The 14,026-nt window shown below is 72.7% G+C and carries 14 protein-coding genes and 1 tRNA gene; 11 read left to right on the plus strand and 4 right to left on the minus strand.

What is annotated here, in order from left to right; translation table 11 throughout:
• Nucleotides 1-157 precede the first annotated feature (157 nt).
• The 3 genes from FE634_RS19340 (at nt 158) to FE634_RS19350 (ending at nt 1,920) form a co-directional block, all read left to right on the plus strand.
• Nucleotides 158-733, plus strand: a complete 576-nt coding sequence (locus FE634_RS19340; RefSeq protein WP_138876819.1) for a toxin-antitoxin system HicB family antitoxin — start codon at nt 158-160, stop codon at nt 731-733.
• Between the two features lie 109 nt (nt 734-842).
• Nucleotides 843-1,667: a DUF4097 family beta strand repeat-containing protein gene (locus FE634_RS19345; RefSeq protein WP_137294057.1), complete on the plus strand. Its 825-nt coding sequence runs from the start codon at nt 843-845 to the stop codon at nt 1,665-1,667.
• Nucleotides 1,668-1,740: 73 nt separating this feature from the next.
• Nucleotides 1,741-1,920: a hypothetical protein gene (locus FE634_RS19350; protein WP_137294058.1), complete on the plus strand. Its 180-nt coding sequence runs from the start codon at nt 1,741-1,743 to the stop codon at nt 1,918-1,920.
• Nucleotides 1,921-1,932: 12 nt separating this feature from the next.
• On the opposite strand, the gene FE634_RS19355 is transcribed toward FE634_RS19350, so the two are convergent.
• Nucleotides 1,933-2,874: a siderophore-interacting protein gene (locus FE634_RS19355; protein WP_137294059.1), complete on the minus strand. Its 942-nt coding sequence runs from the start codon at nt 2,872-2,874 to the stop codon at nt 1,933-1,935.
• Between the two features lie 166 nt (nt 2,875-3,040).
• Nucleotides 3,041-3,616 carry a dCTP deaminase gene (gene dcd / locus FE634_RS19360; RefSeq protein WP_148240890.1) on the minus strand — a complete coding sequence of 192 codons (576 nt, stop codon included), beginning with the start codon at nt 3,614-3,616 and terminating at the stop codon, nt 3,041-3,043.
• Nucleotides 3,617-3,666: 50 nt separating this feature from the next.
• Between dcd and FE634_RS19365 the strand changes: the two genes are divergently transcribed.
• The 4 genes from FE634_RS19365 to FE634_RS19380 all read left to right on the plus strand — a co-directional run bounded on the left by FE634_RS19365 (nt 3,667) and on the right by FE634_RS19380 (nt 6,278).
• Nucleotides 3,667-4,446, plus strand: coding sequence for an SGNH/GDSL hydrolase family protein (locus FE634_RS19365; protein ID WP_138876821.1), 780 nt, complete (start codon nt 3,667-3,669; stop codon nt 4,444-4,446).
• 37 nt (nt 4,447-4,483) lie between these two features.
• Nucleotides 4,484-4,556, plus strand: a tRNA-Gly gene (locus tag FE634_RS19370).
• Nucleotides 4,557-4,742: 186 nt separating this feature from the next.
• Entirely contained in the window at nt 4,743-5,399 is a 657-nt protein-coding gene (locus FE634_RS19375) for a DUF2461 domain-containing protein (RefSeq protein ID WP_137294062.1), read from the plus strand.
• 93 nt (nt 5,400-5,492) lie between these two features.
• On the plus strand, nt 5,493-6,278 hold the full coding sequence (locus FE634_RS19380; protein ID WP_137294063.1) for a hypothetical protein: 786 nt from the start codon (nt 5,493-5,495) through the stop codon (nt 6,276-6,278).
• 75 nt (nt 6,279-6,353) lie between these two features.
• On the opposite strand, the gene FE634_RS19385 is transcribed toward FE634_RS19380, so the two are convergent.
• Complete coding sequence (locus tag FE634_RS19385; RefSeq protein WP_134766511.1) at nt 6,354-6,812, minus strand: RrF2 family transcriptional regulator; 459 nt, start codon at nt 6,810-6,812, stop codon at nt 6,354-6,356.
• Between the two features lie 243 nt (nt 6,813-7,055).
• Here FE634_RS19385 and FE634_RS19390 point away from each other — a divergent pair, with 243 nt between their 5' ends.
• Nucleotides 7,056-8,930 carry an acyl-CoA dehydrogenase gene (locus FE634_RS19390; protein ID WP_148240891.1) on the plus strand — a complete coding sequence of 625 codons (1,875 nt, stop codon included), beginning with the start codon at nt 7,056-7,058 and terminating at the stop codon, nt 8,928-8,930.
• 107 nt (nt 8,931-9,037) lie between these two features.
• Here the strand turns inward: FE634_RS19390 and FE634_RS19395 are convergent, their stop codons facing one another.
• Nucleotides 9,038-9,916, minus strand: coding sequence for a LysR family transcriptional regulator ArgP (locus FE634_RS19395; RefSeq protein ID WP_138876823.1), 879 nt, complete (start codon nt 9,914-9,916; stop codon nt 9,038-9,040).
• A gap of 70 nt (nt 9,917-9,986) precedes the next feature.
• Between FE634_RS19395 and FE634_RS19400 the strand changes: the two genes are divergently transcribed.
• From FE634_RS19400 to FE634_RS19410, 3 genes are all read left to right on the plus strand, one after another.
• Nucleotides 9,987-10,586: a LysE/ArgO family amino acid transporter gene (locus FE634_RS19400; RefSeq protein ID WP_138876824.1), complete on the plus strand. Its 600-nt coding sequence runs from the start codon at nt 9,987-9,989 to the stop codon at nt 10,584-10,586.
• A gap of 43 nt (nt 10,587-10,629) precedes the next feature.
• Nucleotides 10,630-11,220, plus strand: coding sequence for a hypothetical protein (locus FE634_RS19405; RefSeq protein ID WP_137294080.1), 591 nt, complete (start codon nt 10,630-10,632; stop codon nt 11,218-11,220).
• Nucleotides 11,221-11,378: 158 nt separating this feature from the next.
• Nucleotides 11,379-13,916 (plus strand): 5'-nucleotidase C-terminal domain-containing protein, encoded by a 2,538-nt coding sequence (locus tag FE634_RS19410; protein ID WP_138876825.1) that lies wholly within the window; start codon nt 11,379-11,381, stop codon nt 13,914-13,916.
• The last annotated feature ends 110 nt before the right edge of the window (nt 13,917-14,026 follow it).

A 14,026-nucleotide genomic window follows, 5' to 3' on the forward strand; every position in this document is an offset into this window, starting at 1 on the left:
AGCAGAGCCTTCCGAACCTAGGACCGCCCGGCCGTGACGGCCTTCACCCCTACGGACGGGCGGAACCACCCGGCTGACACCACCTGACATCATCTGATGTCACTGTGACGTCAGAATGGGTTGACATGACATCACCGGCGATGTCAGAGTGGTGCGCATGGACATCACCCCCTACGTCGACCACCTCCGGCGCGACCTGCTGGCCGCGGCCGAGGGGGCCGGCGACGAGCTGCGCAACGCCGCCGAGCGGCTCAGCTTCGCGCTCGACCCCGCCGCCCGACTCGCGCTGATGGAGGCGATCAGCCAGGCCTGCGCCGAGATCACCGCCGAGATGCCGGCCGGCGGCGTCGACGTCCGGCTCGACGGCCGCGACCTCGCCTTCGTCGTCGACAGCGCCGCCGCCCAGCACCTCGCGGGCCCGCCCGCGCCGCCGGCACCGCCCACGCCGCCGCTGCCGCCGGCCCCGCCCGAGGAGGCCGAGGACGGCGGGATGGCGCGGATCACCCTGCGCCTGCCCGAGTCGGTCAAGGCTCGCGCCGAGGACGCCGCCGCCGGCGCCGGGCAGTCGCTCAACACGTGGCTGGTCAACGTCATCCGGTCCGCCACCCGGGGCCAGGGCGACGCCGCGATCAACGTCGACATCGACCTGTCGAGCCTGCCGTTCTTCGGCGGCGACGGCTTCCCCAACACCCGCGGCAACCGTGGGTCCAAGCGGATGAACGGCTGGGTCTGACCACTCGGTAGCACCCCGCCCAGCAGCACCCCGGGACCGGCAGCAGGCCGGCCCCGTGGACGAGCACACCCTCCACCACCCGAGCACGACCAGCCAGGGAGCAGCCACCATGAGCGAGCACCAGTTCGAGACCCACCAGCCCGTCGAGGTCTACGTCGAGATCGGCAAGGGCGCGGTCGAGGTCCACGCCACCGACACCGTCGAGACCCGGGTCACCCTCGACGGCCCCGACGCCGCCGAGACCCTCGTCGAGCTCGACGGCGACCGCCTGCGGATCATCGCCCCCCGCCAGCGCGGCGGGTTCCTCGGCGGCGAGCGCCGGCTCGACGTCGTCGTCACCGTCCCCGACGGCAGCGGCGTCGTCACCAAGCTCGGCAGCGCCGACCTGCACGTCACCGGCACCATCGGCACCTGCCACCTGCGGTCGGGCTCCGGCGACGTGCGCGTCCAGGACGTCGCCGGCGCGGGCCTGGTGGAGACCGGCTCGGGCGACATCACCCTGGTCTCGGTCACCGGGTCGCTGCGCGTCAAGAGCGGCTCCGGCGACGTCACGATCGGCACCGCGGGCAGCGACGCCGCGGTCTCGACCGGCTCGGGCGACGTCCAGATCCGCGAGTCGAACGGCGCCACGGCCGTCAAGACCGGCTCCGGCGACCTCCACATCGGCCAGGCCCGCACCGACGTCGGCCTCACGACCGGCTCCGGCGACCTCCAGATCGCCTCGGTCAGCGCCGGCCGGGTGCAGGTCAAGGGCGCCTCGGGCGACGTCCGCGTCGGCATCCCCGCCGGCGTCCCGGTGTGGACCGACGTCTCCACCGTCACCGGGCGCATCCACTCCACGCTCGAGGGCGCCGGCCAGCCCGAGGACGGCGCCGACTACGTCGAGCTGCGGGCCAAGACGGTCAGCGGCGACATCGTCCTCACCCAGCTCTGAGCCCGTCCCCGTCCCCCGTCCACGTCACCCACGAACCGGCCGCGCACCCGTCCCGGCCACGAGGAGCACCGCCATGAACAACGCCACCCAGCTGCTCGACTACGAGCTGCGCCGCAACCACTCCGCCGTCCTCGCGACCGGGCTCACCGGCCAGGACCGGGCCCGCACCGACCTCCTCAGCGCCCGCCGCCAGACCCGGCGCCGCCGGATGGCCCAGCGCGTGCGCGCCGTCGCCGACCGCCTCGACGCCTGAGTCCTCCCGGCGTCAGGACCGCATCGCGACGCCGTGGCGCCAGTAGCCCATGAAGGCCACCTGGTGGCGGTCGATGCCGAGGTCCTTGACCAGCGCGCGGCGCAGCCCGGTGACGATCTTCGACTCGCCGGCGATCCAGGCGTAGAGCCCGTCCCAGTCGTGACCGACGGGACCCGCGTGCTCGGCGACGTCCTCGCCGGACGACGAGTGCGTGGGGGTCTCCCACAGGTCGGGGTCGACCTCGTCGTCGGACACGTCGAGGTCGACCGGGCCGGCGCCGAGGTAGCCCAGCACGGCGACGTCCAGGGCCTCGCCGCGCGGCGCGCCGTCACGGGGCACCCAGTGCACGCTGATGCCGGGCGGGTGCTGCAGCGTCAGGACGTCGTCGCTGAACGGCACCTCCAGGAACGCGGCGCCCTGCGCGCCGACGTCGAGCTGCTCGAGGATCGCCGCGATCGCCGGGACGGCGGTCTCGTCGCCGACCAGGAGCAGCCGGCTGGCGTCCCCGGGCACGAACTCGATGCCGCCGTAGAGGTACCCGCGGCGCGGCGCCATCAGCACCAGCCGGTCACCGACGCGGGCGCGCGCACCCCAGGTGCCGCCGGGACCGCAGTCGCCGTCGTGGACGATGAAGTCGACGACCAGCCGGGTGTCGACGCCCTCGCCGCGCACCTCGCGGACCGTGTAGGTGCGCATGTGGCCACGCTCCGAGAGCGGCTTGGTCATCCAGGTCGCGTACCAGGAGTCGTCGGCCCCGGCGAAGGACGGCAGCGGGTGGTCGCCGTCGGCGAAGATCAGCTTGACCCGCTGGTCGTAGGAGCGGTCGTTCCGGTCGAGCTCGGCGAGCGCCGGCGACCCGAGCTCGACGCGCACGAAGCTCGGCGACACCCGCTCGACCGACACGCACTCCACCTCCTCGATCAGCATCGGGAGATCGGTGGTGGTGGTAGTCATGGTGGCCTCTCGAGTCAGGTTGACCTTACTTAGGGTCACCTTATCCGGAGCCGCCGGGATTTCCCCGGTCGGCCGGGGATCCCTGAACTTGGGGGGCGATATCCCGGCCCCCCAGTTCAGACTTCCCCGGTCGACCGGGGAAATCCCGGACGCCGGCCGACCCGGCTCAGATCGGCGTGCGGTGGAAGCTCTGGAACGACCGGGACGGCGTCGGGCCGCGCTGGCCCTGGTAGCGCGAGCCGTACTTCTCCGAGCCGTAGGGGTGCTCGGAGGGCGAGCTGAGCCGGAAGAAGCAGAACTGGCCGATCTTCATGCCGGGGTAGAGCTTGATCGGGAGGGTCGCCACGTTCGCGAGCTCGAGGGTCACGTGCCCGGAGAAGCCGGGGTCGACGAAGCCGGCGGTCGCGTGGGTGAGCAGGCCGAGCCGGCCGAGCGACGACTTGCCCTCCACCCGGGCGGCGATGTCGTCGGGCAGCGACACGACCTCGTAGGTCGAGCCGAGCACGAACTCGCCGGGGTGCAGGATGAACGGCTCGTCGCCCTGGGGCTCGACCACCCGGGTCAGGTCGGACTGGTCGGCGGCCGGGTCGATGTGGGGGTAGCGGTGGTTCTCGAAGACCCGGAAGTAGCGGTCGAGGCGCACGTCGACCGAGGACGGCTGCACCATCCCGGGGTCCCAGGGGTCGAGGCCGACCCGGCCCGCGTCGATCTCGGCCATGATGTCGCGATCTGACAGCAGCACGCTGGCACCCTACCGTCGGCGCGCCCGGGCCGGCCGAGCACAATCGCCGGGTGAGCACGCACCCCTACCGCCGCTACGTCGCGCTCGGCGACTCCTTCACCGAGGGCGTCGGCGACCTGCACCCGGGCCGGCCGAACGGCGTCCGCGGCTGGGCCGACCGGGTGGCCGAGGTGCTGGGGCACGACGAGCCCGCGTTCGGCTACGCCAACCTCGCCATCCGCGGGCGCAAGCTGCGCGCGATCATCGCCGAGCAGGTCGGCCCCGCCGTGGACCTCGAGCCCGACCTGGTCACCATCTACGCCGGCGGCAACGACATCCTGCGGCCCCAGGTCGACCTCGACGCCCTCGTCGCCGACTACGACGCCGCCCTCGGCCGGCTCGCCGCGACCGGCGCCCGCCTGCTCGTGTGGACGGCGTTCGACCCGGGTGGGTCGGCCACGTTCAAGTTGCTCCGCGGCCGGTTCGCGCTCTACAACGAGCTGGTGCGCGAGAGCGCCGACCGGCACGGCGCGAGCATCGTCGACTTCTGGCGGATGCGCGAGTACCGCGACTGGGGCCTCTGGGACCCCGACCGGCTGCACATGGGACCGGCCGGCCACCAGCGGATGGCGACCGCCGTCCTCGACGTGCTCGGGGTGCCGCACGAGCTCGCGCCGCTGGCCCCGACCCCGCTGGCGACGTCGGACCGCCGCGCCGACGTGCTGCGCCAGAACGCCGTCTGGGTGCGCACCTCGGCCGCGCCGTGGGTCCACCGCCGGCTGACCGGGCGCTCCTCGGGCGACGGCCTCGCGCCCCGCCACGGCACGTTCTCCCGACCTGTCGCCGACTGACCCGACCGGGGTGGGCTAGCATCGTCGCCGCAGCAGTGCGGATGTAGCTCAGTTGGTAGAGCGCGACCTTCCCAAGGTCGATGTCGCGAGTTCGAGTCTCGTCATCCGCTCGAGATCGCCGACACCTCGTGAGGAACGAACGAGGTGTCGCGGGCGATCGAAGGTCGAGCAAGCGACGCGCCCGAGGAACGAGGGCGCACAAGCGTGCCGAGACCCCCGCAGCCGGTCCGGGGAGAGCAACGGGGCCGCTCGTACCTGACGGTCGTCGGCCGCGACGGCCGACGTAGCCTCGACCCGTGCAGTTCCAAGGCTTCCCCGTCGCCGCGCTCGACTTCTACGACGACCTCGAGATGGACAACACCAAGTCCTTCTGGGAGGCCCACAAGGAGGTCTACGACGAGTCGGTGAAGAAGCCGTTCGCGGCTCTGTCGGCGGCGCTCGAGCCCGAGTTCGGGGCGGTGAAGATCTTCCGGCCCTACCGCGACGTCCGGTTCGCGAAGGACAAGACGCCGTACAAGACCCACCAGGGCGCGTTCGTCGCGGCCGGCCCGTCGATGGGCTGGTACGTCGAGCTGTCGCCGCGGGGCGTGCGCGTCGGCGCCGGCTTCTACGAGGCCAGCGGCGCCCGGCTGGGCGCGATCCGCGCCGCCGTCGCCGACGACAGGACCGGCCCGGCCCTGCGGCGCGTCGTCTCGAAGCTGGAGCGGTCCGGGTTCGAGCTCGGCGGCGACCGGCTCAAGACGACCCCGCGCGGCTTCGACGCCGACCACCCCCGCATCGACCTGCTGCGGCACCGGCAGATCATCCTCGGCCGGCCGTACGGGTTCGAGAAGGTCATCCACACCCCGGCGGTCCTCACGCTGATCCGCGACGACTGGCGCGCTCTGAAGCCCCTGGTGACCTGGCTCCAGCGCGCGGTCGCCGGCGTGCCCGAGGACCTCCGGGTCCGCTAGGACGCCGCCCCGTCGCGACCCCGCCCACCGGGTGCCGCGCGGACGACGTCCCGCGTTCACCTGCCGGCCACGACGGCGGGGGACGCTGCGCCCATGCCCCGCAAGCGTCAGGCGTTCGTCCACGTCGGCCTGGACGACGGGTCCGGCGACGTCGTCGGCACCGCGCTGGACTCCCACGCGCACGCGCTGCTCGATCTCGGCGTGCGTCGTCCGGCCGAGCCGGCCGAGGGCGACGGCACCTGGGCGGGCCTGCGCCGCGACGCCGGTCGCGGCCGGGACACCGTCGTCCTGAGCCGGCCGCTGCTCGCCGCCGCGCCCCCGGACCGCGCCCGGACCCTCGTCGCCGCGCTCGACGCCTTCGACGTGCACGTGGTGGTGACCGCCCGCGCCCCCGACGCCTGGACCATCCCCGGCGACCCCGGTCGCGACCTCGCGTCGGTCCTGGACCGCTGGGCGGCGGCCGTGCCCGACCCCGGCCGGCTGCACGTCATCGTCGGGTCCGACGGCGCCGGCACCTGGCGCTCGTTCGGCCGTGTCGTCGGGTTCGGGACGGCGTCGCTGCGGGTCGGTCCGGAGACTCCCTCGGTCACGTCGGGTCAGGACGTCGTCCCCGCGGCCCGGGCGGCCGACCTGCGCCGGCTCGCCGGCACGTGGGCCGACCTGCTGGCCTCCTCGCCGTACGACGTCGTCGGCGACCTCGCCGCCCTCGAGCCCGACCTCCGGTGCGCCGACTCCGTCGACGACCTCACCGCCGCCCTCGACCTCGCCCGCCACGAGGTCGAGCTGCTCCGCCGTCGCGCCGACGACCTCGAGCGGCAGCTGGCGAAGTCGGAGAAGAAGAAGCGCAAGCTGAAGCGCCGCCTCTCCGAGGTGGCGTAACCCGGAGGCTGAGCAAGCGAGCGCCAGCGAGCGCCGACGAAGCCCCCGGCCCCGCCACGCCGACCGCAGCCAGCGTCAGTGCGGCTGCCAGGCGTCCTCGTCGGCGGTGCGCGAGGTGACCGCCTTGGGCAGCTTGCCGTCGGCCAGCTGCTGGATGGAGACCTGCTCGAAGACGTCGCGCAGGGAGCGACGCGCCGCGATCCAGACGTGCTGGAGGACGTCGGCGGACTCGTTGTAGGTGACCGACTCCGGGCGCAGGCCGTAGACCGAGACGAGCGGACCGTCGACGGCGCGGATGACGTCGGCGACCGAGACGTCGGTGGCCGGGCGTCCCATCCGCCAGCCGCCCGACTGCCCGCGCTGCGACATCACGACGCCGGCGCGGCGCAGGTCGGCCAGGATCGCCTGGAGGAAGCCGTGCGGGATCTCCTGCAGCCGGCCGAGCTCCTCGGCGCTGACCGCCTTGCCGTCCTCGCGCCCGGCCATCTCGATGAGGGCACGCAGCGCGTAGTCGGACTTGGCGGAAACTCGCATAGGGCCAGTGTGTCAGATATGTCGGGTCGATCACTGGACATGGCACCCCCGGAAGCATCCGGTCTCCGCCCTGGTCGCCGCGCCGAACGCCGTGCCGCTCGTCCGGGACGCCCCTCGTCGACGTCACCCGGTTCTTGCACAGGCCGAGCCGGGCTCCTATCATCAAGTTACTGGTCGGTAGCCCGCACTGTTGAGCGGCGGGCAGGACCGAGCTCCACGACGAGATCAAGGAACGGTGAGCCCGTGAGCCACTACAAGAGCAACCTGCGCGACATCGAGTTCAACCTCTTCGAGGTGCTCGGTCGCGACGAGATCCTGGGCACCGGCCCGTTCGCCGACGTCGACGGTGAGTCGGCGCGCTCGATCCTGGCGGAGGTGGAGCGGCTCTCCCGCGAGGACCTCGCCGCGTCGTACGAGGACAGCGACCGCAACCCGCCGGTCTTCGACCCCGCCACGAACACCGCGCCGATCCCCGAGTCGTTCCAGAAGAGCTACCGCGCCTGGATGGACGCCGAGTTCTGGCGCCTGCAGATCAACGAGGACCTCGGCGGCACGCCGGCGCCCTCCTCGCTGGTGTGGGCCACGGCCGAGATGGTGCTCGGCGCCAACGCGCCGGTGTGGATGTACGCCGCCGGCCCCGCGTTCGCGCAGGTCGTGCACCGCAACGGCAACGACCGCGACAAGCGGATCGCCCAGATCATGGTCGAGCGCCAGTGGGGCTGCACCATGGTCCTCACCGAGCCCGACGCCGGCTCCGACGTCGGCGCCGGCCGCTCCCGCGCCACCGCCAACGCCGACGGCTCGTGGAACATTGAGGGCGTCAAGCGCTTCATCACCTCGGCCGAGCACGACATGAGCGAGAACATCATGCACCTCGTCCTCGCCCGCCCGGTGGGCGTCGAGGGCGTCGGCGGCCCGGGCACCAAGGGCCTCTCGCTGTTCCTGGTGCCCCACCACCACTTCGACCACGAGACCGGCGAGCTCACCGGCGAGCGCAACGGCGTCTACGTGACCAACGTCGAGCACAAGATGGGCATCAAGGTCTCCAACACCTGCGAGGTCACCTTCGGCGACTCCTCCGTCGGCAACGGAGAGCCCGCCCGCGGCTGGCTGCTCGGCGAGGTCCACCACGGCATCGCGCAGATGTTCCAGGTCATCGAGAACGCCCGGATGATGGTCGGCACCAAGGCCATCGCCACCCTCTCGACCGGCTACCTCAACGCCCTCGAGTACGCCAAGCAGCGCCAGCAGGGCGCCGACCTGACGCAGTCCGGCGACAAGACCGCGCCGCGCGTCACGATCACCCACCACCCCGACGTCCGCCGCTCGCTGATGGTGCAGAAGTCCTTCTCCGAGGCGATGCGCTCGCTGGTGCTCTACACCGCGACGTGGCAGGACCGGATCCAGCTCGCCGAGCACCACGGCGAGGGCCTGGGCGAGGACGCCAAGCTCGCGAACGCCGTCAACGACCTGCTGCTCCCGATCGTCAAGGGCTACGGCTCGGAGCGCTCGTGGGTGCTGCTCGGCACCGAGTCGCTGCAGACCTTCGGTGGCTCCGGCTTCCTGCAGGAGTACCCGCTGGAGCAGTACGTCCGCGACGCCAAGATCGACACCCTCTACGAGGGCACGACCGCGATCCAGGGCCAGGACTTCTTCTTCCGCAAGATCGTCAAGGACCAGGGCAGGGCGCTCGGCACCATCGCGGCCGAGATCCAGAAGTTCCTCGACGCCGAGGGCGGCAACGGCCGCCTCAAGAGCGAGCGCGCACTCCTGGCCACCGCCCTCGACGACGCCAACGCCATCGTCGGCCACATGATCAACGAGCTCATGTCGGCCCAGGACGACATCCGCAACATCTACAAGGTGGGGCTCAACACCACCCGCCTGCTGATGGTGCTCGGCGACGTCGTCTGCGCCTGGCTGCTGCTGCGCGGCGCCGACGTCGCCCTCGGCAAGCTCGGCGGCGAGGTCTCGCCGAAGGACAAGTCGTTCTACGAGGGCAAGGTCGCCGCGGCCCAGTTCTTCGCCCAGTACAACCTGCCGAAGATCTCCGCCGAGCGCGCCATCGCCGAGGCCACCGACCTCTCCCTGATGGACCTCGACGAGTCCGCGTTCTGACCCACCCGCACCACCAACCCCGCCGACCCGTCGCTGATCAGCGACGGGTCGGCGTCGTTGTCGCACTGACCCGTCGCTGATCAGCGACGGGTCAGCGTCCGGGGTGGTCAGCGAGCAGGTCGGAGCGCCGGCGCGGCGGCCGCCCGGACCGTCTCGGTCAGCCGGGCCAGGACGGGCGAGTCGAGCCGCCAGCGCTGCCAGTGCAGCGGGACGTCGACGCGGTCGCGGGCCGAGAGCAGCACCAGCGCGCCGGAGGCCAGGTCGGGGTCGAGCTGGGGTGCCGGGAGCAGCCCCCAGCCCAGGCCGCGGCGGACCGCCTCGTGGTAGTCGGTCGAGGTGGGCACGCGGTGCGCGACCGGCGGCGGGCCGAGGCCGCGCGCGGCCAGCAGCTCGTGCTGGAGCGCGTCCTTCTCGTTGAACACCACCACCGGCATCCGCGCCCAGTCGGCGCCGCGGCCGTGCCGCCAGCGCTCCGCGAACGCCGGGGACGCCGCCGGCCGGTAGCGCAGCGAGCCGAGCGGCTCCACCGCGCAGCCCTGCACCGCGACGGGGTCGGAGGTGACCGCGCCGAGCACGTCGCCGCGGCGCAGCAGGTCGGCCGAGAAGCCCTGGTCCTCCACGTGCAGCCGCAGCGCGACACCGTCCCAGCCGGCGACCTCACCGACGACGTCGCGGAACCAGGTGGCGAGCGAGTCGGCGTTCACCGCGACCGGGAGGTCGGTGCGCGCCCGGGTGCCGGCGTCCAGGAGCGCACGGGCCTCGTCGTGGAGCAGCGCCGTCTGCCGCGCCAGCCGGACCAGCGTCTCCCCCGCGGGCGTGGCCACGCACGGCGTCGAGCGGCGCACGACGACCTGGCCGACCGACGTCTCGAGCGCCCGGATCCGCTGGCTGACCGCGCTGGTGGTGACGTGCAGCTGCCGGGCCGCTGCCTCGAAGGTCCCGTGGTCGACGATCGCGGCGAGGGCGGCGAGCTGGTCGGGCTGCATGAAGCCAGCCTAATCAGGTTGAAGATTATTTCGCTGGCCTGAACGGCGTCCGGGTCCCTAGCGTGGTGCCGTGCTCTCCTCCAGCGTCGCCGGCCTGCTCACCGGGCTGAGCCTGATCATCGCCATCGGCGCGCAGAACGCCTTCGTGCTGCGCCAGGGCCTGGCCCGCCGGCACGTCGGCGCGGTGGTGGCGGTCTGCGCGGTCTCCGACCTCGTACTGATCGTCGCGGGGATCGCCGGCATCGGCACCGTCATCGAGCAGGCCGGGTGGGTGGTCGACGTCGTCCGCTGGGCCGGCGTGGCGTTCCTGACCTGGTACGGCGTCCGCAGCCTGCTCCGCGCCCGCCGGGGTGAGTCCCTCGAGGCCGCCACCGGGCAGGACGCCACCCTCGGCGTCGCCGTCCGGACGGCGGTCGCGCTCACCTGGCTCAACCCGCACGTCTACCTCGACACCGTGCTGCTCGTCGGCTCGATCGCCCACACCCACGACCACGTCTGGTGGTTCGCCGCCGGCGCCGGCACCGCGAGCATCGTCTGGTTCGTCGGCCTCGGGTACGGCGCCCGGCTGATGCACCGCACCCTGTCGACGCCGCGGGCGTGGCAGGTGCTCGACGTCCTCATCGGCGTGACCATGCTCGGCATCGCCGCGCTGCTGGCCACCGGCGGCTGACGGGCAGGGTTGACCCGCGCCCGCGCGGGACACAATGACGCCCATGTCGCAGCAGCCCCCGCCGTACGGCGCTCCGGAGCCCCAGCAGCCCTACCCGAACCCGTACGGCCCCGGCGCCTACCCGAACCCGTACCCGCCCCGCAACAACAACGGCACCCGCAACGTGCTGCTCATCGTGGGCCTGGTCGTCGTCCTCTTCTGCGGCGGCCTCGTGGCTCTGACCGCCTGGGGGGTCGTGAGCGTGAAGAACGGCATCGAGGACTCCTTCGACACCGACTACCGCGGCTCGAGCAAGGACCCCCTCACGATCAAGGAGGGCCAGGCCTTCGAGATCCGCGACTTCGAGTACGCCGAGGGCTGGAGCTTCGTGCGCCCGACCGGCCCCGACGACCTCGGGTCCGACCAGATCACCGGGCTCTCGGTCACCAGCTCGCGCGAGGACGCCGAGTCGTGGGACCGCCCCTCGATCACCTTCACCTTCCGTGAGGGCACCCGCGTCCTGGCCCAGGTCGACTGCCGCCTCGACGTCACCCTGAGCGAGGGCGACACCGCCGACATGGACTGCAGCGGCTACGACGACCTTCCCCAGGAGTTCGAGACGCTCCAGGTGCACGACCGCTCCACCTACGAGTGATCGCCAGTTCATGAACGTGAACGCCTGCCTCCAACAGTGGACGCGATGACCACTCTGTCCACATAACGGAACCAGTTTCGACATTACGAACCTCGAGCCCTACCGTCGGCAGCACCAGTTGTGGCGCGTGTCACAGCCATGCCTCGGAGGAGCCCGCCGTGTCCCGTCCCCTGTCCGCCCGAGCCGTCCGCCGGACGCTGAGCGCCCTGGCCGTCGTGGCCGTCGGTCTCACCGGCGTCGGCACCGTTCCCGCCGCCGCTGCCGACCCCGCGAACCCGAGAGCCGTCGGCGACACCGTGATCGCCTTCGTCGAGGTCGAGGACGGCGTCATCAGCGGCGGCCCGGCCCTGAACTCCGGCGACCACGGCAACTTCTCCGGCACCGGGTCCTACACGTTCCGCGAGACCGGGATGACCTCGACGATGACGGTCACGGCCCCCGAGGCCGGCACCTACCCGGTCTACATCCGCTACGCGGCCGGTCTGCTGGGTGCCGACGAGAACGTCACCCGGTCGATGGGCCTGACCACCAACGGCAGCCGCCAGATCGTGTCCTACCCGATGACCGGCGACTGGGAGACCTGGCGCGTCGCGCAGGCGCAGGTCAACCTGAACGCCGGCAGCAACACGCTCGCGATCAACTGCAACCGGGGCACCGACTTCTGCCGCCTCAACTTCGACGCCGTCCAGGTCGGCGGCACGTCCTTCGACACCTGCGCCCCGACGCCGGTGAACCCCGGCTGGACCCGCCTCTTCGACGGCACGTTCGCCTCGTTCGACGTCTGGCGCAAGGCCGGTGGCCCCGGCGTGTTCGGCCGTCAGGCCGACTGCACCCTCCGCAGCTTCCGTGGCACCGCCACCATGTGGACGACGACGACCCAGACCGGGCCGCACACCGTCGAGGCCGACTGGAAGCGCTCCTCGGCCGGGGAGTCCGCGACCCTCCACCTCGCCTCGGCCGGCCGCGACACCGCTGCCAGCATCGCGGTGCCGCTGGGCACCGGCAACGCCGTCGGGCGGCCGGTCGGCGAGTGGAACACCACCCGCGTCGAGGTCACCGCCTCGGCCGTCCGGATCTACCTCAACGGCGCCCTGATCGAGACCCGCGCGGCCCCCAGCACGCTCAACGGCGCCATCGGCATCACCAACGCGGCGTCCACCGAGGGGATGCGCTTCCGGGACGTCCAGGTCCTGGACGACTACGAGCTCGGCCCGATCGCGGGGCCGGTCACCCGGGCCCGCCTCGCCGACGACACCGTCTCCCTCGGTGGCGAGTCGCGACTGGCGAACCTGGTGGCCGAGGCGCAGCGCGCCACGAGCACCTCCAACGGCGCGAACGGCGCGGCCCAGATCTCGTTCGTGCACCCGGACGCCGTCAAGGCCGACCTGGCCGGCCCGACCGTGGCCACCTACAAGCAGGCCGCGGCCGTGCAGCCGTCGACCGCCGACATGCGCAACTTCAAGCTGACCGGCGCCCAGGTCAAGAGCCTGCTCGAGCAGCAGTGGAGCCCGTCGCAGCCGTTCGTCCGCCTCGGCACCTCGGCGGGCTTCCGCTACACCTACGACCCGACCCGGCCGCAGGACTCGCGGGTCACCGACGTGCGGCTCAACGGCGTCCCCGTCGCCGCCGGGACGAGCTACTCGGTCACCACGTCCGGGGCGCTGCGCAGCGACGCCCGCTTCCCGGCCTTCTCCGGCCGCACCCTGGACCGGGCGGCCAACAAGACCGAGCGGGCGGCGCTCGTCGAGCACCTCGGCACCGCCCCCACCGTCGACGACACCCAGCACTCCGTCGGCGTCTCCACGCCGAACGGCACGACCGTCGTCGCGGGTGAGGTCCTCGCCGTCGACCTCACCTCGCTCGCCTTCCCGGGAGCGGCGAGCGCCACGGACTCCTCGCTGAGCGTGACCCTCGACGGTCAGCCGCTCGGCGGGCCGGTCCCGGTCGACAGGACCAGCGGCCAGGCGCCCACCGACGAGTACGGCACCGCCGCCGTCCGTGCGCTGGTCCCGGCCACGACGCCCGCGGGCCCGGCGACGCTCGTCGTCTCCGGCGCGACCACCGGCTCCGTCACCGTCCCGATCACCGTGACCGCTCCTGCGGTGGTCACCGTCGACTCGACCACCACGGTCTCGGTCGCCGCGGGCTCGCTGCCGGTCCGGCAGGGCACCTCGTCGGTCTCCATCAGCGTCGCCAGGCCCGGCGGGACGCCGACCGGCCAGGTCGAGCTGTGGGTCGGCGGGGCGAAGGTCTCCACCGTCGCGCTGGTCGCCGGCCGCGCGAGCGCCAAGGTCGGCCCCTTCCCCACCGTCGGCAACCGCACCGTCCAGGCGCGCTACCTCGGCGACGCCGCGACCAACCCGAGCAGCAGCGCGGTCGCGACCGTCGCGGTCGTCAAGGCCGCCCCGAGCCTCGCGGTCGCCGTCCAGCCGGGGAAGGTCGTGGCCGGGAGGACGAGGGCCAAGGTCGTCGTCGCCGTCCGGGCCGCGGGGTTCACGCCCACCGGCAAGGTCACGGTGAAGATCGGTGCCAAGACCTACGCCGGCACCCTCAAGGCCGGCAAGGTCACCATCACGCTGCCGAAGTTCAGGAAGGCCGGCACCGTCAGGGCCGCCGTCACCTACGCCGGCGACGCGCTCACCGTCTCGCGCCAGACCACCAAGAAGATCGTGGTCCGCAAGGCTCCCCGGCGCTAGCACCGGCAGCCCCGCACCGAGCCGGGCCCGGAGGACGTCGTCCTCCGGGCCCGTGCTGCGTTTCGCGACAGCCGGACCCCGGGAAGACCAGGCGTTCGGCCGGTGTTGAG

It is taken from the genome of Nocardioides sp. S-1144, assembly GCF_005954645.2.
GTDB classification, from domain to species: domain Bacteria; phylum Actinomycetota; class Actinomycetes; order Propionibacteriales; family Nocardioidaceae; genus Nocardioides; species Nocardioides dongxiaopingii.

Bases quoted from the DNA above. Each gene is read 5' to 3' on its own strand.
- FE634_RS19340 (WP_138876819.1), top strand. From the start codon at position 158: ATGGACATCACCCCCTACGTCGACCACCTCCGGCGCGACCTGCTGGCC.
- FE634_RS19345 (WP_137294057.1), top strand. From the start codon at position 843: ATGAGCGAGCACCAGTTCGAGACCCACCAGCCCGTCGAGGTCTACGTC.
- FE634_RS19350 (WP_137294058.1), top strand. From the start codon at position 1,741: ATGAACAACGCCACCCAGCTGCTCGACTACGAGCTGCGCCGCAACCAC.
- FE634_RS19355 (WP_137294059.1), bottom strand. From the start codon at position 2,874: ATGACTACCACCACCACCGATCTCCCGATGCTGATCGAGGAGGTGGAG.
- FE634_RS19380 (WP_137294063.1), top strand. From the start codon at position 5,493: ATGCCCCGCAAGCGTCAGGCGTTCGTCCACGTCGGCCTGGACGACGGG.
- FE634_RS19385 (WP_134766511.1), bottom strand. From the start codon at position 6,812: ATGCGAGTTTCCGCCAAGTCCGACTACGCGCTGCGTGCCCTCATCGAG.
- FE634_RS19395 (WP_138876823.1), bottom strand. From the start codon at position 9,916: ATGCAGCCCGACCAGCTCGCCGCCCTCGCCGCGATCGTCGACCACGGG.
- FE634_RS19405 (WP_137294080.1), top strand. From the start codon at position 10,630: ATGTCGCAGCAGCCCCCGCCGTACGGCGCTCCGGAGCCCCAGCAGCCC.